The sequence below is a fragment of the Stenotrophomonas sp. TWI273 genome (assembly GCF_039674765.1).
GTDB lineage: Bacteria > Pseudomonadota > Gammaproteobacteria > Xanthomonadales > Xanthomonadaceae > Stenotrophomonas.
This window is the reverse complement of the sequence record NZ_JBDJOA010000012.1, coordinates 65421-87928: the sequence shown is the minus strand read 5'-3', so window position 1 is coordinate 87928 and position 22508 is coordinate 65421. Positions and strand designations below refer to the sequence as shown.

The window sequence follows — 22508 nt, the reverse complement described above, 5'->3', positions numbered from 1 at the left end:
TCACCCCCCCCATCTGGGATGTATTTTTTTCGGTGTGCCCCGGAGAGGGGGGGATTCGAACCCCCGAGGCGCTATAAACGCCTGCCTGATTTCGAGTCAGGTACATTCAACCGCTCTGCCACCTCTCCAGATGGTCCCGGCGAACCGGGACGCGAATGATACGGGCAGGACGCGCTGACGACAAGTCATTCCGCACCGGCGAAGTGAATTTCTTCTGTATGGATGCCTTGCCGGATGTCCGGCGGGCCGCGATCATGCCGTTATCCCTCGCAATCCTCACCGGCACGCGCCTTCATGATCGAATTCGGACACCTGACCCACCCCGGCCTGCGCCGCGACCTCAATGAGGATACGTATTACGGGGATGGCGAACTGGCGCTGTGGCTGGTCGCCGATGGCATGGGCGGGCACGCCTGCGGTGAGGTGGCCAGTGCGCTGGCGCGCGAGACCATCGTGCGCGAGATCCGCCGCGGGGCGACGCTGGCGCATGCGATCCGGATCGCCGATGAGGAAATCATCCGCACCTCGCGCCGCCGCAACGACAGCCTGCCGATGGGCACCACCGTGGTGGCGGCCCGTGTGCAGGGCAATCGGTATGAGGTGGCGTGGGTCGGCGACAGCCGCGCGTACCTGTGGCGCGACGGCAAGCTGGCCCAGTTGAGCCAGGATCACAGCGTGGTCCAGGAACTGGTCGCGCAGGGCAATCTGACCGCCGAGCAGGCGCGTGCTCATCCGCATCGCAATGTGGTGACCCAGGCGCTGGGGGTGACCGATCCGGCGCACCTGAATGTGGCGACCACCACCGGCGAGCTGCGCCCGGGCATGCAGCTGCTGTTGTGCAGTGACGGGCTGACCGAAGAGGTCGAGGACAAGGGCATCGCCCGCACCCTCGCCTTCGACGATGCCAGTGCGCAGGAATGCGTGGATACCCTGGTCGCCGCCGCGCTGGATGGCGGCGGCTCGGACAACATCACCGTGATCCTGGTGCGATGCCACTGATACAACCGTCCCGACCAACGGTCGGGACCTGCCGCCGGGGTTGTGCCCTCAGGCGCTGACCGCTTCTACCGCGTCGGGTTCACCATCCCAGATCGCGCGGCCGGCCTTCTTGCGCAGCTTGGCCAGGCGCGCTTCGTGCGCTTCCCGCTCCGAGGCCGTGGCGACCACGCGCGGGCGCGGCAGCAGGCGCGAGGTGTCGAAGGTCTGCGCGTGGGCGCTGCCGGTTTTCTGGTCATCGGCCGAGCCGAAGCCGATTTCTTCCTGGCCCGAGGTCAGCGCGATGTACACATCGCCCAGGATCTGCGCATCGAGCAGGCCGCCGTGCAGCTGGCGGTGGGCATTGTCCACGCCCAGGCGACGGCACAGTGCATCCAGCGAATTGCGTTGGCCCGGGAAGCGCTCGCGCGCCATCTTCAGCGTATCGATCACCGTGCAGCGGTCGGTGATCTTGCCGTAGTGGTCGCCCAGCAGCGACAGCTCGTTGTCCAGGAAGCCCAGATCGAACGCCGCGTTGTGGATGATCAGCTCGGCGCCGTCGATATAGGCCAGGAAGTCGTCGACGACCTGGGCGAAGTCCGGCTTGTCGGCCAGGAACTCCAGGGTCAGGCCCGTGACTTCCTGCGCGCCCTGTTCGAACTCGCAGTCCGGCTTGAGGTACTGGTGGTAGTTGTTGCCACTGGGGCGGCGCTCGAGCAGTTCCACACAGCCGATTTCGACGATGCGATTGCCCTTCCGCCATTCCAGGCCGGTGGTTTCGGTATCAAGGATGATCTGACGCATGGGCTCAGTGTACCGGGCCGGCGGCGCGGATCCGGATCGCGGCGTCGCGCGCCAGCTGATCCACGCGCTCGTTGTCCGGGTCGCCGGAATGGCCCTTCACCCAGCGCCAGTCGATGGTGTGCTTCAGCGTGGCCGCATGCAGGCGCTCCCACAGTTCCCGGTTCTTGACCGGCGAGCCGCCGGCGGTCTTCCAGTTCTTGCGGATCCAACCGGGCATCCACTCGGTCAGGCCCTGGCGCACGTACTGCGAATCGGTGAACAGCACGATGTTGCACGGCTCGGTGAGGGCTTCCAGCCCCGAGATGGCCGCCATCAGCTCCATGCGGTTGTTGGTGGTATGCGCTTCACCACCGCTCAGTTCGCGCTCGTGCGCGTTGTAGCGCAGCAATGCCGCCCAGCCGCCAGGGCCGGGATTGCCGAGGCAGGAACCGTCGGTGTGGATTTCTATCGTCTTCATTCCATTCCAGATCAGGTGGCCACGGTGCCGTGCCAGCGTGGCGCAGCCACCGGCGTCGGTCCCGGCAAGGCCAGAGTGCGTTTTTCAGCGGTGAACAGACAGGCGGCCCGCAGCGGGGCCAGATCGCGCCGCGCCGGCGAGCGGTCGCGCCACATCGGGCCGAGGTACTGCAGGTCTTCGCAGCTCAGGCCAGCCTGCGCGAGGGTGTGGCGCAGCCGCTGTGGGCTGCGCACGACCAGCCCGTGATGGCGCCACTGCCGGCGGTACGGGCTGAACGGGTTGAGGGTGGAAAGCCACAGGCGGCCGCCCGGCATCAGTACACGGGCGCAGTCGGCGATCAACGCCTCGGCGTCCCGCGCGGTGACATGCTGCAGGACGATCGCATTGACGCTCTCATCCGGCAGCGGCAACGGCAGCCCGCAGTGCACATCCCCGGCGTAAGCCGCGCCGTCCCGGTACAGGCGCAGGCCGCGGCCGGGCAGATCCACGCACCCGAGCCAGCCAGGCGTCGGCGCCACCCACAACCAGGGGTTCACCGGGCGCTCGGCCAGCAGGCTGCGCAACCGCTCCGATTCCAACCGGCACAACGCTTGTGCCGGTTCAGTATCAAACCAGGATGCGACTGTCGCTTGACGGGGGCTCGGTGCGGGGGGCATGGTCCAATTCTATGCGACTGACCGCCCTACCCGCGTTTGCGGACAATTACATCTGGGCACTGGTCGCCGACGACGGCCGCGCCGTGGTCATCGACCCCGGCCAGGCCGACCCCGTCCTGGCCGCCGCAGCGCAGCAGGGATGGGTCCCGCACAGCATTCTGCTGACCCACCACCACAACGACCACATCGGCGGCGTGGCCGAGCTGCAGGCCCGGTTTCCCGCGGTGGAGGTCTACGCACCGGTGGAACCGCGCATCGCGGTCCCTGCCCACCGGGTGGCTGAAGGTGAATGCGTTCAGGCATTGGGGCTGGGGTTCCACGTAGTATCCGTGCCCGGGCACACCCGGAGCCATATCGCGTTTCACACCGCTGAACACCTTTTCAGTGGCGATGCGTTGTTCAGCCTGGGCTGTGGGCGCATGTTCGAAGGTACGCCTCCCCAGCTTCTGGCATCCCTGCGGAAGCTGGCGTCCCTGCCAGCGCAACTGATGGTCTGTTGCGCCCACGAGTACACCCTGTCCAATGCCGTCTTCGCGCGGCATGTAGACCCCACCAACGCTGCGTTGTCGCAGCGCCATGAGGAGGCCTTGGCCATGCGCCGCGATGACCTGCCCACGCTGCCGGTTTCACTGGCAAGCGAGCTGGAATGCAATCCGTTCCTGCGTACGAACACCCCCGCCATCCAGGCGGCCGTCAGCGCCCATCTTGGGCGTCCCGTAACCGATGAAGTCGATGTTGTCGCAGGGCTGCGACACTGGAAAGACGGATTTCGAACATGAGTCGGCGATTGTTGCCGCTCGCGCTTGGCCTGGCGATCGCCGTGGCCGGCAGCGCGGGCGCCCAGTCGTTGACCGCCGGCATGTCCCAGAACGTGGCCGGCCTGTCCTCCCTCCCCCTGACCGCTGCGGCGCTGCCGCCGGCCTCGGTGCGCAACGGGCAGGACATCTTCGCCAGCTTCCGCGATGGTCTGGCCGAACCCACCTGCAACGCCGAGGCGACCAGCCCGCGTTGGCAGAAGCAGTTCGCGCATGCCCCCTCGCGGTTGGCCAACCAGGATGACGATGCGCTGGTGCTGTTCGGCTACGTGGTCGAAGAGCTGCGCAAGTCCGACCTGCCCACCGAATTCGCGCTGATTCCCTTCGTGGAAAGTGGCTACCGGCCCAACGCCCGCAACGGCGGCGGCCCGGCCGGCCTGTGGCAGTTCATCGCCACCACCGCCAAGAACCACCGCGTGCAGATGACCCCGGGCTACGACGGTCGCCTCTCGGCCGTGGATTCCACCCAGGCCGCGGTGCGTTACCTCAAGACCCTGCACGGCATGTTCGGCGGCGACTGGCGCTTGGCGACGATGGCCTACAACGCCGGTGAGTACCGGGTGCTGCAGTCGCTGCGCAAGGCCGGCATGAACGCGCAGAACGCGCGGCCGGCCGAGTTGCCGGGGCTGTCGCCGGTCACCTATGCCTATGTCGAGAAGCTGCATGCGCTGGCCTGCGTCCTGGAAGACGCGGAAACCGAGCCGGCGGTGATGGCCTCACTGGATCGCACCGTGCCCGTGCTGAAGGGCCACACCCTGCCGGCCGGCACCAGCGTCCAGCAGTGGGCCCAGCAGCGCGATCTGGATCCGGCGCGGATCGCCCGCCTCAACCCGGCCCTGGCCAGCGGCAAAGGCCGCCCGTCCGGCCAGGTGACGGTGCTGGCTCCGACCGCGCATGCACCGGTGGACGCCAGCGCCAGCGTGGCCGCCATTGCGATGGCCCCCAGCGCACCGGTGGACACCCCGGCGGCGCGCACGACGCCTGCGCCGGCAGCCACCCGCACGGTAGCCAGCGCGGATCGTCCGCGCAGCCGCCGGCACACCGTGCGCGACGGCGAGTCGCCCTGGACCATCGCCCGCCGGTACGGGATGCCGCTGAAGGCCCTGCTGTCGCTCAATGGGCTCAGCGGGAGCAGTGTGCTGAAGCCCGGTGCGGTGCTGCGCGTCGAAGACTGAGTGCGCGGATCCCATTGCGGGTAACGACACCGCCCGGTTCTGCCGGGCGGTGTCGTTCAACAAAAAGCCCGGCATTGCCGGGCTTTTTGCTGTCCAGCAGAAGCCGACCCGGTTACAGGTTGGCTTCTTCGGTCTGCACCTTGAAGTGCTTGCGCATGGCGTCGACGTAGGCCTTGGCGGCGGCCATGCCGTCGATCTGGCTCAGCTGCTCCTTGAGCTGCTGCTGCTGGGCGGCATCCACTTCGGCCACGTTGCCCGGGGTGACCTTGGTCACCGCGTAGATCACGTAGCGGCCCTGCACGGCAACCTTGCCGTAGCTCGGCTTGCCTTCGGCCGGCAGCGGCGCGCTGAACACGGCGCGGTTGATCTCCGGGGTCGGCACCGGCTGGGTACGCGGCAGGCCCGGCAGCGGGCTGATCTGCAGCTTGTCGCTGGTCGCCAGCGCCTGCAGGGTCTGCCCGGCCTTCAGCTTGGCCAGCACGGCGTCCACGGCCTTCTCCGAGGCCTGTCGGGTGCGGTCGGCATGAATCGCGGCGATCACCTGCTCACGGGCCTTGGCCAGCGGCAGCGCCTGCTCCGGGCTGTGCTCGGTCACGCGGATCATCACGTTGTGGTTCGGGCCCAGCTCGATCGGGTCGCTCACCGTGCCGTCCTGGGTCAGGATGTCGGAGAACGCCGCGCGCAGCACGGCCGGGTTGGCGGCGATGCCACTGGCGGTGGTGCGGGTGAACGGACCGATGGTCTGCACCGGCAGGCTCATGTCCTTGGCCGGGCCTTCCAGCGAGGTCGGGTTCTTGTAGACCAGATCCACCAGACGGCCGCTCAGCTCGGTGAACACACGGTCGGTGTCGGCCTTGAGCTGCTCGGCGGCCAGCTGGTCACGGACCTCGTCGAACGAACGGCCTTCGCCACCCTTGGTCTCACGCAGCTTGAGCACGTGGAAACCGAAATCGGTCTTGACCGGACCGGTGACCTCGCCCGCCTTCATGGCGAACAGGGCATCTTCGAACGGCTTCACCATCGCGCCGCGTTCCACCCAGCCCAGGTCGCCGCCGGTGTCCTTGGAGCCCGGATCTTCGGAGTTGGCCTTGGCCAGTGCGGCGAAATCGGCGCCCGGTGCCTTCGCTTCCGCGGCCAGGCGCGTGGCCTTTTCTTCGGCGGCCTTGAGCTTGGCCGGATCGCTGCCGTCGGCGCTGATCAGGATGTGCGAGGCCAGACGCTGTTCCGGCGTCGCGAAGCGTGCCTTCTCATCTTCATAGCGCTTGCGCAGGGTGGCCTCGTCAGCTGCCGCCGGGGCCGGCAGGTTCGCGCCGTTGATCTCGACGTACTCCAGCGACACCGTCTCCGGCTGGCGGAAATCCTTGGTGTGGCTGTCGTACCACTGCTTGATCTGCGCGTCGGTCACTTCGGCGGTATCGGCCGGGGTTTCCGGCAGCGCGGCCAGTTCGACATCACGGGTTTCACCCAGCAGCTTCATCAGGCGCTCGGCTTCGCTCTGGGTGGTGAACCCGGAACGCTGCAGGGCCGACGGAATGATCGACTGCTGGATGCTCTCGCGCACCAGCGCTTCGAACTGCGTCGGGGTGCGCGGCGGATTGCCGCTGGCCAGCGCGATGCGGTAGTTGTCCTGGTTGAACTTGCCATCGGCGCCGAGGAAGGCCGGGATCGAGGAAATGTACTCGCGTACCGCTCCATCACCGATCACGATGCCGGACTGTTCGCCGGCCAGGCGCACGACCTGCTCATCGATCATCTGATCGAGCACGGCCAGCTTGCTTTCGGTGCTTTCGAACTGGCGCGGATCGAAATCCTCGCCCTGTTCCTGGCGTGCCTGCTGGCGCGCCTGCTCGAAGCGCACGCGGAAATCATTGGAGCTGATCTCATGGTGCTGCCACAGGAACGAAACCGGCCACCACGACGGGGCGGACTTCCACCAGGTCGGCGGGGCGGCCACTTTGGCCACGTTCTGCGAGCCGACGCCACCGAGGTAGCTGGAGTCGATCACGAACAGGAACGGAATCATCAGCAGCCCCAGGATCACGGTAACGATCCAGCCCGAGGTCTTGTCGCGAAGTTTCTGCAGCATGGGAAAAATCAAGGCCTGATTGGCGAGCCCGGCAGTGTAACCCGCTTCGCGGCAGGCTCCAAAAGTGCCCGCGCCCGCCCCTGCGCGCGGATCCTCCCGCTGCCGCACCTGCCGATCGTGACGGACCAACGGCGTGTGCCGCACTGTCGATCGATCTGCTGGATTGAAAACAAAAAAAAGCCCTTGGTTTTCACCAAGGGCTTTTCAAAGATTGGCGGAGCGGACGGGACTTGAACCCGCGACCTCCGGCGTGACAGGCCAGCATTCTAACCAGCTGAACTACCGCTCCGCACTTGAACTTTGCAGGCGCTCATTCTATCCGAAGATATTCAGATTGCCCACCCCGAAATACTGCTTTTTTCGAGGTTTTTTTAAAAACTGGCGGAGCGGACGGGACTTGAACCCGCGACCTCCGGCGTGACAGGCCAGCATTCTAACCAGCTGAACTACCGCTCCACATTTCAAAACTTTTACTGGCAGTGCCTGGTGGGTGCTGAGGGTTTCGAACCCCCGACCCTCTCCGTGTAAAGGAGACGCTCTACCGCTGAGCTAAGCACCCCAGCAAGCCGCTTAGTTTACGGCATCCTTCAGGGCTTTGCCAGCCTTGAACGACGGATTCTTCGACGCAGCGATCTTGATGGTGTCGCCGGTCTTCGGGTTGCGGCCGGTACGGGCAGCGCGGTCGCGGACCTGGAACGTGCCGAAGCCCACCAGCGTCACCGCGTCACCGCCCTTCAGGGCCTTGGTGACGGAAGCGATGACGGCATCAACGGCGCGGCTGGACTCGGCCTTGGTCAGGTCGGCGGCTTCAGCAACGGCGTCGATCAATTCGGTCTTGTTCATTCTCTACAGCTCCTTTGGCGGGGATTCCGCGGATTCAACATTGAGACACCCGACGACGATACGCCGTCGAATGCCAGTGAAGTTCTCAGTTCGCCGAATTCAGAATTACGCTGACTCGCGAGTGGTGCTTTTATACCAGTGCCCCCCTACCCGCGCAAGCTGAAAAGCCAATAACGACGCGGGTTTCGGGCATTTCCACAGCACGCGTCAGTGCTTGACGCGGGTCGTGGAAGCTGTCTTGGACTTGCCGCGTACCGTGACACGTTGCCCATCTTTCTTGGGCTTCGGTGCCGTCAGCGGCGTCTCCAGCGCCAGGTCGAGCACTTCCTCGATCCACTTCACCGGCACGATCTTCAGATCGCGGGTGACATTGGCGGGGATATCGGCCAGATCCTTGCGGTTCTCCTCGGGGATGATGACCGTGGTGATGCCGCCACGCAGCGCCGCCAGCAGCTTCTCCTTGAGACCGCCGATGGCCGTGACGCGGCCTCGCAGGGTGATCTCACCGGTCATCGCCACTTCGGCCCGGATCGGCACCTTGGTCAGCGTGGACACCAGCGAGGTCACCATGGCGATACCCGCGCTGGGGCCATCCTTCGGGGTGGCGCCATCGGGCACATGGACGTGCACGTCGTGCTTCTGCAGGAACTCGTTGTCGATGCCCAGCCGCTCGGCGCGCGAACGCACCACCGACAGCGCCGCCGAGGCCGATTCCTTCATCACGTTGCCCAGCTGGCCGGTCAGGATCAGCTGGCCCTTGCCCGGCACCAGGGTGGATTCGATCTGCAGCAGATCGCCGCCCACTTCGGTCCAGGCCAGGCCGGTGACCAGGCCCACTTCGTTCTGCTCTTCGGCACGGCCGAAATCGACGCGACGCACGCCCAGGTACTTGTCCAGGTTCTTGCCGTTGACCACCACCAGGGCCTTCTTCTTCGCGCTGGCCTTCTTGCCGGCCTTGGCCGGCTTGGCCGGCTTGGCCGGTGCCACCGGACCGGCGAGCGCGATCTCCTTGACCACCTTGCGGCAGATCTTGGCGACTTCGCGCTCGAGGTTGCGCACGCCGGATTCGCGCGTGTAATAGCGCACGATGTCCTGGATCGCGTCGGCCTCGATCTCCAGCTCTTCCGGCTTCAGGCCGTTGGCCTTGATCTGCTTGGGCACCAGGTAGCGCATGGCGATGTTGAGCTTCTCATCCTCGGTGTAGCCGGGGATGCGGATCACTTCCATGCGGTCCAGCAGCGGGCCGGGGATGTTGAGCGAGTTGGAGGTCGCCACGAACATCACTTCGGACAGGTCCAGATCCACTTCCAGGTAGTGATCGTTGAACGCGTTGTTCTGCTCCGGATCGAGCACTTCCAGCAGCGCCGAGGACGGATCGCCACGGAAGTCCATCGACATCTTGTCGATCTCATCGAGCACGAACAGCGGGTTCTTGCTGCCCACCTTGTTGAGGTTCTGCACGATGCGGCCCGGCATGGAGCCGACGTAGGTGCGGCGATGGCCCCGGATCTCGGCCTCGTCGCGCACGCCGCCCAGGCTCATGCGCACGAACTTGCGGTTGGTCGCCTTGGCGATGGACTGGCCCAGCGAGGTCTTACCCACGCCGGGCGGGCCGACCAGGCACAGGATCGGGCCCTTCATCTGCTTCACGCGCGACTGCACGGCCAGGTATTCCAGGATGCGGTCCTTGACCTTGTCCAGGCCGAAGTGATCGGCATCCAGCGTGTCCTGCGCGGCCTTGAGGTCCTTGCGGACCTTGCTGCGCTTCTTCCACGGCACGCCCAGCAGCCAATCCAGGTAGTTGCGCACCACGGCGGCTTCGGCCGACATCGGCGACATCTGCTTGAGCTTGTTGAGCTCGGCCTTGGCCTTGGTCTCCACCGGCTTGGGCATGCCCGCCTCGGCGATCTTGCGGGCCAGCTCGTCCATCTCGCCGGGCGCGTCATCCAGGTCACCCAGTTCTTTCTGGATGGCCTTCATCTGCTCGTTGAGGTAGTACTCGCGCTGGCTCTTTTCCATCTGCGACTTCACGCGGCCGCGGATGCGCTTTTCCATCTGCTGTACGTCGATCTCGCCATCGACCAGGCCGACCAGCATTTCCAGGCGGTCGCCGATCTGCAGCGTTTCCAGCAGGCGCTGCTTGTCGGCCAGGCGCACGCTGATATGCGCGGCGATGGTGTCGGCCAGGCGCGCGGGCTCATCGATGCCGGCCAGGGTCTGCAGCAGCTCCGGCGGCAGCTTGCGGTTGGTCTTGACGTACTGCTCGAACAGCGACATCAGCGAGCGGGCGATCGCCTCGATCTCGCGCGGCTCGCGCGATTCGTCCGATTCGATTTCCATGCCCACGCCGTGCAGCGAGCCATCGCGCTCGGTCACGTCGGTGACGTTGACCCGCGACAGGCCTTCCACCAGCACCTTGATGGTGCCATCGGGCAGCTTCAGCAGCTGCAGGACCTGGGCGAGCGTGCCGACCTGGTACAGATCGGCGGCGGACGGATCATCCGTCTCGGCGGACTTCTGCGCGAGCAGCAGGATGCGCTTGTCCGCTTCCATCGCCTGCTCCAGCGCATGCATGGACTTGTCACGGCCGACGAACAGCGGAATGACCATGTGCGGGAACACCACCACGTCACGCAGCGGCAGTACCGGCAGGTCGAGAGTCTCAGTTGGGGAACGGGCCATGTGGGCTCCAGTGGAACAGTGGGGATGGCCTCCGGGCGCCTCGCCCGGATACAAAAAAAGCCGATGGCCTCGTTATGGGGCCATCGGCTTCTAGATGCAAGCTGTTCTGAAAAAATTCTTTCAATTCAATTACTTGAACTGATTATTCAGCACCAGCCGCCTTCTGTTCAGGCGCCGGTGGCGTCTGGTAGATCAGGTACGGTTCGGACTTGTGTTCGATCACCGATTCGTCCACCACCACCTTGCTGACGTTCTCTGCCGAGGGCAGGTCATACATGGTGTCGAGCAGGACCGATTCGACGATGGTACGCAGGCCACGGGCACCGGTCTTGCGCTTGAGCGCCTTGCGGGCGATCGCGGCCAGGGCGTCGGGGCGGAACTCCAGCTCGACGTGTTCCATCTCGAACAGCTTCTTGAACTGCTTGGTGATGGCGTTCTTCGGCTCGGTGAGGATGCGCACCAGGGCAGCCTCGTCCAGCTCTTCCAGGGTTGCCACGACCGGCAGGCGGCCGACGAACTCCGGAATCAGGCCGAACTTGATCAGATCTTCCGGCTCGACTTCCGCCAGGATCTTGCCCACTTCCTGCTTGCGCTCGGAACTCTTCACCTTGGCACCGAACCCGATGCCGCCCGAATCGTTCGAACGCTGCTGGATCACCTTGTCCAGGCCGGCAAACGCGCCGCCACAGATGAACAGGATGTTCTTGGTGTCCACCTGCAGGAATTCCTGCTGCGGGTGCTTGCGACCGCCCTGCGGCGGCACGCTGGCCACGGTGCCTTCGATCAGCTTCAGCAGGGCCTGCTGGACGCCTTCGCCGGACACATCGCGGGTGATCGACGGGTTCTCGCTCTTGCGCGAGATCTTGTCGATTTCATCGATGTAGACGATGCCCTGCTGTGCCTTCTCGACGTCGTAGTCGCACTTCTGCAGCAGCTTCTGGATGATGTTCTCCACGTCCTCGCCCACGTAACCGGCTTCGGTCAGCGTGGTGGCGTCGGCCATGGTGAACGGCACATTGAGCAGGCGGGCCAGGGTTTCGGCCAGCAGCGTCTTGCCCGAACCGGTCGGACCGACCAGCAGGATGTTCGACTTCGCCAGTTCGACTTCGTCGTTCTTCTGCCGGCTCTCGATGCGCTTGTAGTGGTTGTATACGGCCACGGCCAGGGTCCGCTTGGCGCGGTTCTGCCCGATCACGTACTGGTCCAGGACCTCGAGGATCTCGCGCGGCTTGGGCAGCGAACTGCGGGCCGACTGCGCCTTCTCCTCCAGCTCCTCACGGATGATGTCGTTGCACAGCTCGACGCATTCATCGCAGATGAACACGCTCGGACCCGCAATCAGCTTGCGCACCTCATGCTGGCTCTTTCCACAGAAAGAGCAGTAGAGGATCTTGCCGGTGTCCGTGGAACGACCTTGGCGGTCTTCGCTCATGCTTCGCTTACCCAGTTACCCCACCCGACTGAACGGGGGTTCGATTCGAGAATAGCACAGGGTCAGGAGGACGCCAGTCCCGCCTGACCCGGTGGAAACAAGCCGGTTTCCCGGCCTGGCACAACCTTACGCCGGCTGGATCGACTCTTCCGGACGACGCTCCAGGACCTGATCGACCAGACCGTAGGCCACTGCATCGGCCGCGCTCTTGAAGTTGTCGCGCTCGGTATCCCGGGCGATGGTCTCCAGCGACTGGCCGGTGTGCTTGGCCAGCACTTCGTTCAGGCGCGAACGCAGGGTCAGGATTTCACGGGCATGGATATCGATATCCGTGGCCTGGCCCTGGAAACCGCCCAGCGGCTGGTGGATCATCACCCGCGAGTTCGGCAGCGCATACCGCTTGCCGGCCGCGCCGGATGCCAGCAGCAGGGCGCCCATCGAGGCGGCCTGGCCGACACAGATGGTGCTCACGTCCGGCTTGATGTACTGCATGGTGTCGTAGATCGCCATGCCGGCGGTGACTACGCCACCGGGCGAGTTGATGTAGATGCTGATGTCCTTTTCCGGGTTGTCCGCTTCCAGGAACAGCAGCTGCGCCACCACCACGTTGGCCATGTGATCGTCGATCGGGCCCACGAGGAAGATCAGACGCTCTTTCAACAAGCGCGAATAGATGTCATAGGCGCGCTCGCCGCGGCTGGTCTGTTCGACCACCATCGGAACCATGTTCAGGGCTGTGGTTCGGTTGTCCATTAGTGAGGCACCTATTTTGGGGGGAACGACCCCGCGCCGGGGCGCGGGGCGTAAAACGCGGGCCGCTTACTGGCGGATCGCGTCCTGGAACGACAGCTTCTCTTCGGTGTGCTGGGCGCGCTCGGCGATCCAGTCGATCACCTGCTCTTCCATCACACGATTCTGCAGCCCACTCATCAGCTGGGGGTCGTTGCGGTACATCTCAATGACCTGTTCCGGCTCTTCATAGGTCGACGCGATCAGGCGCATGGTTTCATTCAGGCGCTTCGGGTCCAGTCGCAGGTCGTTCTTGCGGGCCACTTCACCGACCAGCAGGCCGACCAGCACGCGCTTGGCGGCCGCTTCCTTGAAGCCTTCATGGGCATCGGCCGGGACGTCGCCCGGGTTGCGGCCGCTGCGGCGGATCTGCTCGAGCTGCTGATCCAGCATGGCGCGGGCTTCGTTCTCGACCAGGCGCGGCGGCATTTCCACCGAGGCATAGGCGGCGATCAGCTGCTCGCCGACTTCGCGGCGCAGGCGGTTCATCAGGGCACCCTTGAGCTCACGCTCCAGGTTGGCGCGGATGTCCTTGCGGAACTGCTCCACGTCGCCACCCTTCACGCCGAAGCTCTTGATGAACTCGGCATCCACCTCCGGCAGCACCGGCGCGGACACGTCCACCGCCTTGACGGTGACCTTGACCTGCTTGCCAGCCAGCGCGGGCACGCGCCAATCGGCCGGGAACTCGACGTCCAGGGTCTTTTCTTCACCGGCGGTCAGACCGACCAGGCCCTGTTCGATCTGCTCGAACATCATGCCCTGGCCCACGATCACGCTGCCCTTCTCGGTGCCTTCGGCCGGCAGGCGCTCATCGCCGGCCTGCGACCAGGTTTCCAAGGCGACCAGATCGCCGTCCTGGGCGCCACGGGTGACCGGGCTCCAGCTGCGGCGCTGTTCGCGCAGGTTGGTGATCATCTGGTCGATGTCGGCGTCGTTGATCTCGGCGGTGTGGCGGACCACGGTCAGCTTGCTGACGTCCACGTCGCCGAAGTCCGGCACCAGCTCGACGGTGGCCACGAAGGACAGCTCGCCCTCGCCCTTGTCGATGCGCGGGGTGCCGGCGATGCGCAGCTCGTGCTCGCGCAGGGCGGCATCGAAGGTCTCACGCAGCAGGCCGTCGACGGCTTCGCTGCGGACCTGCTGGCCGAAACGCTGCTCGATCACCTTGGCCGGCACCTTGCCCGGACGGAAGCCCTTGATGCGCGTGGTGCGGGCGATTTCGCCCAGACGGCCGCTGATGTGCGTCTGCAGACGGTCTTCCGGCAGCGAGAAGGTCAGGCGGCGTTCCAGATTGCCAGTGGATTCGATCGAAGCTTGCATGTTGACTCCTGCCACCGGCGGCATGGGCCCCGGCACGATGTGATGGATGAAACGGGTTTTGGACGCGGGGTCGTGGACGCGCATGCCCGCCGCAGCCCTGTAGTTTCGCCGATAAACGCCAGCGCCGCCAGCGCGGGCCGAGAACGACCGGGGGCCGCCAGGGGCCCAGCATGTGGCCGTCTCCCCGATCCGGGACGTGCCCATGGTCATGGTGCCGGCGAAAACGCCCTGCACTGGTGCGAAAGGGGGGACTCGAACCCCCACGCCTTGCGGCACTGGAACCTAAATCCAGGGCGTCTACCAATTCCGCCACTTTCGCGAGCCTGCAAGCTCAGGCGCACATTGTTGCAGGCGGGGCCGGAAAGCGGAAGGTCGTCATGTCGCTTAATGGGGTGAAGCGCGTGCCCCACCCCGCCGATCAGCGGCTATCGCGCAGGCAGCGTCACGTCGGGACGCAATGGCGCTTCCGCCATGTCTAGCCGATCTTCGCCCTGGGGAGCGCCCTGCATGGAGACACGCGCAAGTGGCTTGGCCGGTTGGACATCGCCGGGAGGAAGATTGTTGCGGAATACGGTCGTGGCATAACCGGCCAGGACCGGGTCGAGCGACGCGTGGGCGGGCGTTTCGGCCGCCGTGGCGGCCGTGGCCGCGGCCGCGCAGGCGGTCAACGCCACGGCGGCAAGGATCCTGAGAGTCATGATGTGCGTACCGCGATGGGCGCCTTGGGCGCGGCCCATCGAGTGGAACCTGATTGTCGGTTGCGATCCGTGCGCTGTCGCGCAGCTTGGAAACGCAGGGTGTCGCGTTCGACCCCGGTTTCAGGAGGCTTTCAGATACGCACCCCGGAAAAGAAAAAAGCCGCCTGGCGGACCAGGCGGCTTCTGTCTTGGTGGGCTGTCAAGGATTCGAACCTTGGACCTATTGATTAAGAGTCAACTGCTCTACCAACTGAGCTAACAGCCCGAAAATCGGGAGGCGAATTATGCAGGGTTTCCTGCACGCGACGCAAGCGTTTTGTTTGAACGGGCGGCCAATGCCGGCAGTAGACCGCCAACGCGCCAGCTGTTCAACGTCATGTCGCGAACAAGAAAAAAGCCACCGGGCGGACCCGATGGCTTCTGTCTTGGTGGGCTGTCAAGGATTCGAACCTTGGACCTATTGATTAAGAGTCAACTGCTCTACCAACTGAGCTAACAGCCCTGAAAAACTCAGGCGCACATTGTAGCGTGTGTGCTGCCTTTTGCAACCCTGATTCACTTTCGATGAACCAGTTTGAATCAGTGGGGTGGCTGAGGGGACTCGAACCCCCGACCACCGGAATCACAATCCGGAACTCTAACCAACTGAGCTACAGCCACCACTGAAAACTTTGCTTCCTACCGCTTGCACCGAATGGCGCGCCCGACAGGAATCGAACCTGTAACCGCCGGCTTAGAAGGCCGGTGCTCTATCCAGTTGAGCTACGGGCGCTCGATCCGGATTGTCGCATTCCAATCCCGATTTGAGCAGCGGGCTTGGTCGGGGTAGAGGGATTCGAACCCCCGACATCCTGCTCCCAAAGCAGGCGCGCTACCAGACTGCGCTATACCCCGGCGGTTTGTTTCCCTCCGGGGTTCCCCCCGAAAGAGCCGCCTATTGTGGGAATCGGTGTGGCATCTGTCAACGGTTTTCACACATCAATTCACATGTCGTCGTGACCGAGGGCCGCTTCCGCTATGCTCGGGTCAGCGGCCGGATGGCCGAACCCCTACCCCATCAAGGAGATTGGCAATGCGCAGCGGCAATCCCGCACTTTCCGAGTCGACCTTCCTCGACCTGGCCAGCGGCTCGGTCGTGGCCCGCCCCGACCAGGCGATGACCATCAACGGCACCGTCAACAAGACCGGCGTCCTGTTGCTGCTCACCGTGCTGACGGCCGCCTTCGCGTGGAGCCAGTCAGTCGATGCGAATGGCCTGCCCACCTCCAGCGCCATGCTGTACACCCTGGTTGGCGCGATCGGCGGCCTGGTGCTGGCCCTGGTGACCGTGTTCAAGAAGGAATGGTCGCCGGTCACCGCACCGATGTATGCACTCGTCGAAGGCCTGTTCCTCGGTGCGATCTCGGCGATGTTCAATGCCAAGTTCCCCGGCATCGTGATGCAGGCGGTGATGCTGACCTTCGGCACGATGTTCGTGATGCTGGCGGTCTACCGCAGCGGCCTGATCAAGGTCACCGAGAACTTCAAGCTGGGCGTGGTGGCGGCAACCGGCGGCATCGCGCTGCTGTACCTGGCCTCGTTTGTGCTCAGCTTCTTCAACATCAACGTGCCGATGATCCACGAAGGCGGCTGGATGGGCATCGCCTTCAGCCTGTTCGTGGTGGTGGTGGCCGCGTTGAACCTGGTGCTGGATTTCGACTTCATCGAAACCGGCGCCGAGGCACGCGCACCGAAGTACATGGAGTGGTACGGCGCGTTCGGCCTGATGGTCACGCTGGTGTGGCTGTACGTGGAATTCCTGCGCCTGCTGTCCAAGATCCAGCAGCGCTGAGCCACACGCTCACTGCACGATGAAAGAGGCGCCGCAAGGCGCCTTTTTCATGTCTCGGGGATCACCGGCGGCAGTTGCTGGAGGGCTGCGTAATGCCGGGCCATGAATCCGGCCAGCGCGCGCACCTTCGGGGCCAGCTGGCGGGCATGCGGATACACCGCGTAATAGTGCCGGCGGCCGGCATGGTGCTGCGGCAGCACGCGCACCAGTCGCCCGTGCAGCAGATCATCCTGAACGGTCAGGCGGGTGAACGCGGCAATGCCCTGCCCGGCCAACACGGCGGCATGCAGCCCGGGGATCGCATCCACGCGCAGCCGCCCCTGCGGGATGACCTCCACCTGCGTACCGCGCGCGGAGGTCAACGTCCATGCCGACAGCGCGCGCGCGCCGGCGAAGCCGATCAGCGCATGCCGGCCCAGATCCGACGGATGGCGTGGCAGTCCCCATTGCGCGATGTAGCGTGGCGATGCCACCAATACCATGTCGGTAACGGCCAGTTCGCGCGCCACCAAGGTGCTGTCGGCCAGCGGCCCGGCGATGCGCAGGGCCATGTCGAAACCGCCACCGATCAGGTCGACCAGGCGATCATCGCAGGACAGATCCAGCGCGATGCCGGGGTATTGCGCCAGGAATGCAGGCAGCCATTGCGAGAGCTCCAGGGTGCCGATCACCAGCGGTGCACTGACCCGCAACAGCCCACTGGGTGCATCGTGATCGGCCTGCAGGCGTTGCTCGGCAACCTCCAGGCGGTCCAGGATGTCCACACAGTCCTGGTAATAGGCCCGCCCGGCTTCGGTCAGCGTCAGCCGGCGGCTGTTGCGATCCAGCAGCCGTGAACCCAGGTGGGCTTCCAACTGGCGCAGTTGCCGCGACATCGACGAATGGGTGGTGTCCATGCGCTCGGCGGCGGCGGTGAAACTGCCGGCATCGACGATGCTGCGGAACGCCTTCATGGCGGAAAACTGGTCCATCACGCTCCCGTGCAACGGCCGGCACCTGTGGCGATGCCGGCAGCATAACAAGGCCCGTGCGGCTCAGCGGACCGGCAGCGCCAGGATCTGATCGGTCCCCAGCACGGTGCCGTAAGTGTCTTCGATGCTGGCCAGCGCGGCGGCGTGCAGGCTGGCATGCCCGACCCGGCTGCCGTCACGCAGGTCCAGGTCACGGCTGGCGGTGGCATCGGAGGACACGATCACGTTCAGGCCCTTCGGCGCGGCATCGCGTGCAGCACCGGCGACGCAGGCGTGGGTCTGCAGCCCGGCGATGATCAGCGTGTCGATTCCAGCCTCCTTGAGTGCCTGCTCCAGCACCGGGCCGGAGGCACCGGCGAACACGCTGACGTTGTCTTTGGCGATCACCCGCTCGCCCTTGCGCGGCTGCATCTGCGGGTGGAACTGGACCGTGCGGCCGCCTTCGGCGAACAGCGGCGCCCCGGCCGGCAGAACGTGCTGGACGTGAATGACCGGGATCTCGTGGGCATCGGCGAAGTCCACCAGACGGCGGGTCTGGGCCAGGGCGGCATCGCCATCAGGGATGGGCATGCGGCCGCCGGCGAAGTACTCATTCTGGACGTCGATCACCAGCAACGCGGTCTTGCCGGCCGGCAATGCCCTCGCGTCCTGCGCGCCCGCCATGTGGCGGATCGTCGGGTGGGCCGGCTCGGCGGCGGGCGGGGCGGACGCGGTGGCGACACCGAGGATGCCGGCCAGGCCGATCAGGGAGGCGAAGTTCATGGGGAGGCTCCTGCTGTGGTTGGGATGGCGCGCATGGTGCGCGCCGGATCCGTGCACCAACAGCCAGCTACCCGCACACCATCTGTGCATTTTTCGCACAGATTGATGGATGACCGTGCCCTCGGGATCGCCATCGAACCCGCCATCGAACAGGCAACAAAAAAGCGGGACGCCGCAGCGCCCCGCTTTCTGGACAACCGACCCGCGCGCTTACAGGCGGCTGGCGATGGCCTGGGCGAAGCCCATGGTGTTGCCGGTGCCACCCAGGTCGCCGGTCAGCGAATCCTTGGCTTCCAGCGTGGCCACGATGGCCTTGCGCAGGCGCTCGGCGTTCTCGACCTGGCCGACGTGGTCCAGCATCTGCGCAGCGGCCAGCAGCAGCGCGCACGGATTGGCCTTGCCCTGGCCGGCGATGTCCGGCGCGGTGCCGTGCACGGCTTCGAAGATCGCCGCGTTCTCACCGATGTTGGCACCCGGGGCCAGGCCCAGGCCGCCGACCAGACCGGCACACAGGTCGGAGATGATGTCGCCGAACAGGTTGGTGGTCACGATCACATCGAACTGTTCCGGACGCATCACCAGCTGCATGCAGCAGTTGTCGACGATCATTTCCTGGAACTCGATGTCCGGGTACTTGGCTGCCACTTCACGCGCCACGGCCAGGAACAGGCCCGAGGTCGACTTGATGATGTTGGCCTTGTGCACGGCGGTGACCTTCTTGCGGCCGGTGCTGCGGGCCAGCTCGAAGGCGTAGCGCACGATGCGCTCGGAGCCCTTGCGGGTGATGCGGGTGCCGGAGAAGGCGGTCTCGCCATCGGCCGACACTTCCTGGCCTTCGGCCAGGTACGCGCCTTCGGTGTTCTCACGGACGGTGATCAGGTCCACGCCGTCGCCGAAACGCGACTTGGTGTTCGGGAACGAGACCGCCGGACGCACGTTCGCGTACAGGTCGAAATGGCGACGCAGGCTGACGTTGATCGAGGTGAAGCCGCCACCGACCGGCGTGGTCAGCGGGCTCTTCAGCGCGATCTTGTTGCGTGCGATCGACTCCAGCGTGGAGGCCGGCATCAGATCGCCGTGCTTTTCCAGCGCAGCCAGGCCCGCGTCGGCGTCTTCGTATTCAAAGCCGGTGTCCAGCTTGCCGAGCACGAACAGGGTAGCGTCCATGATCTCCGGGCCGATGCCGTCACCGCGGATGACCGTGATTTTCTGCGTCATTGATGTGTATTCCGAACCGAGGGGGAGCGCCAGCCGTGAGGTGCGCAAAGCGCGGGCGCAAGGGAAGTTTCATCGGCAATTATGCCTTACCCGCCCGATGGACCCCAAATGGGCCATTGGTCTTAGGCGGGCAAGGCAGAATTGCCGCGCATGCCTCCTCTACCCCGCGCCATTGGCGCGCCCCCTTCAACAGAAGGGGTTGTGCTCCAGACACGCCATCGGTCGTGCCGGCCGCTGGCCGGCAATCACGGGGTGCTGAACGATGGGTAGCCACCGACCGTTGGTCGGTGGAAACGTGGTCCAGAACATGAACGGGAGACCGTTGCAGCACCGAGAGCGCTGGGGGCCAACGAAGCCGACCAACGGTCGGCTCTACCGCGGCGGGGCCGGGTCGGCCCCGGTCTCAATGCTCGTGAACGGCCGGCGCGTCGGCGCCGCCTTCGAGCTGGTCCAGGAAATCCACCGCCCGGCGCAGGTGCGGGATCACGATCGAGCCGCCGACCACCAGGCCGACCGAGAAGGTCTCGAAGAACTCCTCGCGGGTCACGCCGGCGTCCTTGCACTGGGCCACGTGGTAGCTGATGCAGTCATCGCAGCGCAGCACCATCGAGGCGACCAGGCCCAGCAGCTCCTTGGTCTTCACATCCAGCGCGCCGGCCTGGTAGGTCTGGGTATCCAGCGCGAAGAAGCGGCGCACGACCTGGTTGGGTTCCCCCAGGATGCGCTGGTTCATGCGCTGGCGGAACTCGGTGAATTCGGCGATGCGGTCCTTGCTGCCGTCGTCGGCCGCGCTCATGCCGGGTCCTGCCCGGCCAGCAGCGGCTCCAGCTTGCCGGCACGGTGCAGCGCCATCATGTCGTCGTAGCCGCCCACATGGACCTCGCCCACGAAGATCTGCGGCACGCTGGTGCGGCGGGTCTTGGCCATCATCTTCTCGCGCTCGACCGGGTCCAGATCGATCCGGACCTCGGTCCAGTCGCGGCCCTTGCTCTTCAGGAAGTTCTTGGCGGCCACGCAGTACGGGCACACCGCGGTCGAGTAGATGGTGATGGCGGGTGCGCCACCGGGGGTGGAAACAGCATCTTGGCTCACGGGAAACTCCACAGCGGAACGTTGGTCTGTATATGGTAGCGGTCCGCTGGATTTTCCACGTCACCACCGCAACACTGTGATTTAACTGCAGGTTGTACTGGCCCTGTCACGCTGTCGTCCGTCTTCCCCCAGGAGCTCCGTTTGCGCCCCTTGCTGCTCTCTGCCGCGTTGACCCTGGCCTTGGCCGTGCCGCTGGCCGGGGCCCAGGAAAGCAAGCTGCCGGACATCGGGTCCTCGGCCGGCGAGCTGCTGACCCCGGCCCGGCAGGCCGAGTACGGCGGGATGATGCTGCGCGAACTGCGCAACTACGGCTATCTGCTCGATGATCCGCTGGTCGATGACTGGCTGCAGACCATGGGCGCCCGGTTGGGCTCCAACAGTGCCCAGCCGCGTCAGTCCTACACCTTCTTCATGCTCAAGGACCGGCAGATCAACGCCTTTGCCACCCTCGGCGGCTATATCGGGGTCAACGCGGGCCTGGTGCTGACCGCCGAGCGCGAGGACGAAGTGGCCGCGGTGCTGTCCCACGAAATCGCCCACGTCACCCAGCAGCACGTGCTGCGCGGTGTCGAACGTGCCCAGCGCGACCAGATCCCGATCCTGCTCGGCATGCTTGCCGCGATCGTGGCCGCGCAGCAGGCCGGCGGCAACTCCTCCGGTGATGCCACCATGGCCGCGATCACCTCGGGCATGGGCCTGATGCAGCAGCGCCAGATCAATTACACCCGCTCCAACGAATCCGAGGCCGACCGCCTGGGCATCCGCACGCTCGCCCGCAGCGGCTACGACGTGGATGCGATGGCCGGCTTCTTCGAGCGCATGTCGGCCTCGATGCGGGGCAACCAGGGCGGTTACAGCGTCCCGGATTTCCTGCAGACCCACCCGGTCACCACCACCCGCATCAGCGAGGCCAAGGCCCGCGCCGAGCAGATGAAGAAGGACACGGTGCTGCTCACCACCGAGGTGCCCGGCGGGGTCCGCCAGGAGCGGGTGAACCCGTCCGATCCAGCCCTCTCCGAGCCGCTGGTGCGGCGGAGCAATCCGCTGCTGCCGGCCTCGATGCAGATTTCGGTCAACGCGCTCAGCCGCGGCAGCACCGGCCAGTTCGAGTGGGCACGCGAGCGCCTGCGCGTGCTCAGCGCCGACACCCCCGGCGATGTCATCCGGGAATACGAAAGCCTGCAGCGCGCGCAGAAGAACGGGCTGACCGAGCCGCAACGCTACGGGCTGGCCCTGGGCCGGCTGCGCAACAGTGCGGCCGCGCAGGCCACCCGGGATCTGGGCGAGCTGCTGCGCGACCACCCGGACAATGTCTGGGTGGCGCTGGCGCTGGGCGAGGCCGAGTCCCGCAGCGGCCAGCCGGTGCAGGCCAACGCCCGGTTCGAAACCCTGATGCGCCAGCACCCCGGCAGCCGCCCGGTCGCGTTAACCTATGCGGCCATCCTCAATGAGCAAGGCGGGCGCGAGGCCGGCCAGCGCGCGCAGGCGATGCTGCGCCCGATGCTGTCGCAAAGCGGCAATGATCCGGTCTTCCAGCAACGCTTCGCCCGCGCCAGCGAACTGGCTGGCGACACCACCCGGGCCAGCGAGGCCTATGCCGAAGCCGCGTACCTGAGTGGCCGCCCGGAGCAGGCGCTGATCCAGCTGCAGGCCTTGAAGCGGCAGCCGAACCTGGATTATGTCGGCCGTGCCCGGGTCGATGCCCGGATCGAGAGCATCACCCCCACGGTGCTGGAAATGCGCCGACAGGGAATCGACGACCCGGAGCTGGACCGCCGCTGAGGCGCGCCCGGATGACGGTGGGATGGCGGCCCACGACGGGAACGGCCCCCTCGTCACAAACCTGTCATGAAACCGTAGTCTACTGAGCTCAATCCCGATCTGATGAGCAATACGGTG

Annotated in this window: 20 protein-coding genes and 10 tRNA genes; 5 read left to right on the top strand and 25 right to left on the bottom strand. The window is 65.5% G+C overall.

The genetic code is table 11. The features are described 5' to 3' along the window. Positions 1-40 precede the first annotated feature (40 nt). Positions 41-128 (bottom strand) — tRNA-Ser (locus tag ABE571_RS14770). A gap of 166 nt (positions 129-294) precedes the next feature. Between ABE571_RS14770 and ABE571_RS14765 the strand changes: the two genes are divergently transcribed. Continuing rightward, a complete protein-coding gene (locus ABE571_RS14765; protein WP_019185793.1) occupies positions 295-999 on the top strand; it encodes a protein phosphatase 2C domain-containing protein in 705 nt (234 codons plus the stop codon). 48 nt (positions 1000-1047) lie between these two features. Here the strand turns inward: ABE571_RS14765 and dnaQ are convergent, their stop codons facing one another. The 3 genes from dnaQ to ABE571_RS14750 are packed head-to-tail and all read right to left on the bottom strand — an operon-like array spanning position 1048 to position 2892. Beyond that, entirely contained in the window at positions 1048-1779 is a 732-nt protein-coding gene (dnaQ, locus tag ABE571_RS14760) for a DNA polymerase III subunit epsilon (RefSeq protein ID WP_346493933.1), read from the bottom strand. A gap of 4 nt (positions 1780-1783) precedes the next feature. Continuing rightward, a complete protein-coding gene (gene rnhA, locus ABE571_RS14755) occupies positions 1784-2236 on the bottom strand; it encodes a ribonuclease HI (protein WP_121042991.1) in 453 nt (150 codons plus the stop codon). 11 nt (positions 2237-2247) lie between these two features. After that, positions 2248-2892: a methyltransferase domain-containing protein gene (locus ABE571_RS14750; protein ID WP_313212249.1), complete on the bottom strand. Its 645-nt coding sequence runs from the start codon at positions 2890-2892 to the stop codon at positions 2248-2250. Positions 2893-2903: 11 nt separating this feature from the next. On the opposite strand from ABE571_RS14750, the gene gloB reads away from it, so the two are divergent. Continuing rightward, positions 2904-3671 (top strand): hydroxyacylglutathione hydrolase, encoded by a 768-nt coding sequence (gene gloB, locus ABE571_RS14745; protein WP_313217366.1) that lies wholly within the window; start codon positions 2904-2906, stop codon positions 3669-3671. Then, on the top strand, positions 3668-4882 hold the full coding sequence (locus tag ABE571_RS14740) for a transglycosylase SLT domain-containing protein (protein WP_313217364.1): 1215 nt from the start codon (positions 3668-3670) through the stop codon (positions 4880-4882). Before gloB ends, ABE571_RS14740 begins: the two co-directional genes overlap by 4 nt. 112 nt (positions 4883-4994) lie before the next feature. Here the strand turns inward: ABE571_RS14740 and ABE571_RS14735 are convergent, their stop codons facing one another. The 16 genes from ABE571_RS14735 to ABE571_RS14660 all read right to left on the bottom strand — a co-directional run bounded on the left by ABE571_RS14735 (position 4995) and on the right by ABE571_RS14660 (position 15629). Beyond that, entirely contained in the window at positions 4995-6968 is a 1974-nt protein-coding gene (locus ABE571_RS14735; RefSeq protein ID WP_313212252.1) for a peptidyl-prolyl cis-trans isomerase, read from the bottom strand. Between the two features lie 212 nt (positions 6969-7180). Further along, positions 7181-7257, bottom strand: a tRNA-Asp gene (locus ABE571_RS14730). A gap of 90 nt (positions 7258-7347) precedes the next feature. Beyond that, positions 7348-7424 (bottom strand) — tRNA-Asp (locus ABE571_RS14725). Positions 7425-7452: 28 nt separating this feature from the next. Next, positions 7453-7527 (bottom strand) — tRNA-Val (locus tag ABE571_RS14720). A gap of 11 nt (positions 7528-7538) precedes the next feature. Next, positions 7539-7811: an HU family DNA-binding protein gene (locus tag ABE571_RS14715; RefSeq protein WP_019185801.1), complete on the bottom strand. Its 273-nt coding sequence runs from the start codon at positions 7809-7811 to the stop codon at positions 7539-7541. Positions 7812-8018: 207 nt separating this feature from the next. Continuing rightward, positions 8019-10493: an endopeptidase La gene (gene lon / locus ABE571_RS14710; RefSeq protein ID WP_313209543.1), complete on the bottom strand. Its 2475-nt coding sequence runs from the start codon at positions 10491-10493 to the stop codon at positions 8019-8021. A 142-nt stretch (positions 10494-10635) separates the two neighbouring features. Then, positions 10636-11925, bottom strand: a complete 1290-nt coding sequence (clpX, locus tag ABE571_RS14705; protein ID WP_019185803.1) for an ATP-dependent Clp protease ATP-binding subunit ClpX — start codon at positions 11923-11925, stop codon at positions 10636-10638. A gap of 126 nt (positions 11926-12051) precedes the next feature. Further along, on the bottom strand, positions 12052-12678 hold the full coding sequence (gene clpP, locus ABE571_RS14700; protein ID WP_019185804.1) for an ATP-dependent Clp endopeptidase proteolytic subunit ClpP: 627 nt from the start codon (positions 12676-12678) through the stop codon (positions 12052-12054). A 66-nt stretch (positions 12679-12744) separates the two neighbouring features. Next, positions 12745-14037, bottom strand: a complete 1293-nt coding sequence (gene tig / locus ABE571_RS14695; protein ID WP_121042977.1) for a trigger factor — start codon at positions 14035-14037, stop codon at positions 12745-12747. 234 nt (positions 14038-14271) lie between these two features. Further along, positions 14272-14356: transfer RNA gene (locus ABE571_RS14690), tRNA-Leu, on the bottom strand. 106 nt (positions 14357-14462) lie between these two features. After that, positions 14463-14774, bottom strand: a complete 312-nt coding sequence (locus tag ABE571_RS14685; RefSeq protein ID WP_346493931.1) for a hypothetical protein — start codon at positions 14772-14774, stop codon at positions 14463-14465. A 150-nt stretch (positions 14775-14924) separates the two neighbouring features. Continuing rightward, a tRNA-Lys gene (locus ABE571_RS14680) sits at positions 14925-15000 on the bottom strand. A gap of 161 nt (positions 15001-15161) precedes the next feature. Next, positions 15162-15237, bottom strand: a tRNA-Lys gene (locus tag ABE571_RS14675). Between the two features lie 81 nt (positions 15238-15318). Beyond that, a tRNA-His gene (locus tag ABE571_RS14670) sits at positions 15319-15395 on the bottom strand. 35 nt (positions 15396-15430) lie between these two features. Next, positions 15431-15507, bottom strand: a tRNA-Arg gene (locus tag ABE571_RS14665). 45 nt (positions 15508-15552) lie between these two features. Continuing rightward, positions 15553-15629: transfer RNA gene (locus ABE571_RS14660), tRNA-Pro, on the bottom strand. A gap of 178 nt (positions 15630-15807) precedes the next feature. Here ABE571_RS14660 and ABE571_RS14655 point away from each other — a divergent pair. After that, positions 15808-16566: a Bax inhibitor-1/YccA family protein gene (locus tag ABE571_RS14655; protein ID WP_313209552.1), complete on the top strand. Its 759-nt coding sequence runs from the start codon at positions 15808-15810 to the stop codon at positions 16564-16566. 47 nt (positions 16567-16613) lie between these two features. Here ABE571_RS14655 and ABE571_RS14650 read toward each other — a convergent pair whose 3' ends face one another. The 5 genes from ABE571_RS14650 to grxC all read right to left on the bottom strand — a co-directional run bounded on the left by ABE571_RS14650 (position 16614) and on the right by grxC (position 20609). After that, complete coding sequence (locus ABE571_RS14650) at positions 16614-17537, bottom strand: LysR family transcriptional regulator (RefSeq protein ID WP_313209555.1); 924 nt, start codon at positions 17535-17537, stop codon at positions 16614-16616. A gap of 63 nt (positions 17538-17600) precedes the next feature. Next, positions 17601-18299 carry a cysteine hydrolase gene (locus tag ABE571_RS14645; protein WP_346481963.1) on the bottom strand — a complete coding sequence of 233 codons (699 nt, stop codon included), beginning with the start codon at positions 18297-18299 and terminating at the stop codon, positions 17601-17603. Between the two features lie 210 nt (positions 18300-18509). Then, complete coding sequence (locus ABE571_RS14640) at positions 18510-19517, bottom strand: isocitrate dehydrogenase (protein ID WP_313209560.1); 1008 nt, start codon at positions 19515-19517, stop codon at positions 18510-18512. 403 nt (positions 19518-19920) lie between these two features. Beyond that, positions 19921-20313 (bottom strand): carboxymuconolactone decarboxylase family protein, encoded by a 393-nt coding sequence (locus ABE571_RS14635; RefSeq protein WP_256776270.1) that lies wholly within the window; start codon positions 20311-20313, stop codon positions 19921-19923. After that, the gene (gene grxC, locus ABE571_RS14630) at positions 20310-20609 is read right to left on the bottom strand and encodes a glutaredoxin 3 (RefSeq protein WP_019185813.1); all 300 of its coding nucleotides are present in this window, start codon (positions 20607-20609) and stop codon (positions 20310-20312) included. Before grxC ends, ABE571_RS14635 begins: the two co-directional genes overlap by 4 nt. Positions 20610-20750: 141 nt before the next feature. On the opposite strand from grxC, the gene ABE571_RS14625 reads away from it, so the two are divergent. Continuing rightward, on the top strand, positions 20751-22391 hold the full coding sequence (locus ABE571_RS14625) for a M48 family metalloprotease (RefSeq protein WP_313209564.1): 1641 nt from the start codon (positions 20751-20753) through the stop codon (positions 22389-22391). The last annotated feature ends 117 nt before the right edge of the window (positions 22392-22508 follow it).

Coding starts and splice junctions, on each gene's coding strand:
- ABE571_RS14750 (WP_313212249.1), bottom strand. CDS start 2,892: ATGCCCCCCGCACCGAGCCCCCGTCAAGCGACAGTCGCATCCTGGTTT.
- ABE571_RS14640 (WP_313209560.1), bottom strand. CDS start 19,517: ATGACGCAGAAAATCACGGTCATCCGCGGTGACGGCATCGGCCCGGAG.
- ABE571_RS14650 (WP_313209555.1), bottom strand. CDS start 17,537: ATGGACCAGTTTTCCGCCATGAAGGCGTTCCGCAGCATCGTCGATGCC.
- ABE571_RS14740 (WP_313217364.1), top strand. CDS start 3,668: ATGAGTCGGCGATTGTTGCCGCTCGCGCTTGGCCTGGCGATCGCCGTG.
- gloB (WP_313217366.1), top strand. CDS start 2,904: ATGCGACTGACCGCCCTACCCGCGTTTGCGGACAATTACATCTGGGCA.
- ABE571_RS14685 (WP_346493931.1), bottom strand. CDS start 14,774: ATGGGCCGCGCCCAAGGCGCCCATCGCGGTACGCACATCATGACTCTC.
- clpX (WP_019185803.1), bottom strand. CDS start 11,925: ATGAGCGAAGACCGCCAAGGTCGTTCCACGGACACCGGCAAGATCCTC.
- ABE571_RS14765 (WP_019185793.1), top strand. CDS start 295: ATGATCGAATTCGGACACCTGACCCACCCCGGCCTGCGCCGCGACCTC.
- ABE571_RS14655 (WP_313209552.1), top strand. CDS start 15,808: ATGCGCAGCGGCAATCCCGCACTTTCCGAGTCGACCTTCCTCGACCTG.
- dnaQ (WP_346493933.1), bottom strand. CDS start 1,779: ATGCGTCAGATCATCCTTGATACCGAAACCACCGGCCTGGAATGGCGG.
- ABE571_RS14715 (WP_019185801.1), bottom strand. CDS start 7,811: ATGAACAAGACCGAATTGATCGACGCCGTTGCTGAAGCCGCCGACCTG.
- lon (WP_313209543.1), bottom strand. CDS start 10,493: ATGGCCCGTTCCCCAACTGAGACTCTCGACCTGCCGGTACTGCCGCTG.
- ABE571_RS14635 (WP_256776270.1), bottom strand. CDS start 20,313: ATGAGCGCGGCCGACGACGGCAGCAAGGACCGCATCGCCGAATTCACC.
- clpP (WP_019185804.1), bottom strand. CDS start 12,678: ATGGACAACCGAACCACAGCCCTGAACATGGTTCCGATGGTGGTCGAA.
- ABE571_RS14735 (WP_313212252.1), bottom strand. CDS start 6,968: ATGCTGCAGAAACTTCGCGACAAGACCTCGGGCTGGATCGTTACCGTG.
- rnhA (WP_121042991.1), bottom strand. CDS start 2,236: ATGAAGACGATAGAAATCCACACCGACGGTTCCTGCCTCGGCAATCCC.
- tig (WP_121042977.1), bottom strand. CDS start 14,037: ATGCAAGCTTCGATCGAATCCACTGGCAATCTGGAACGCCGCCTGACC.
- ABE571_RS14645 (WP_346481963.1), bottom strand. CDS start 18,299: ATGAACTTCGCCTCCCTGATCGGCCTGGCCGGCATCCTCGGTGTCGCC.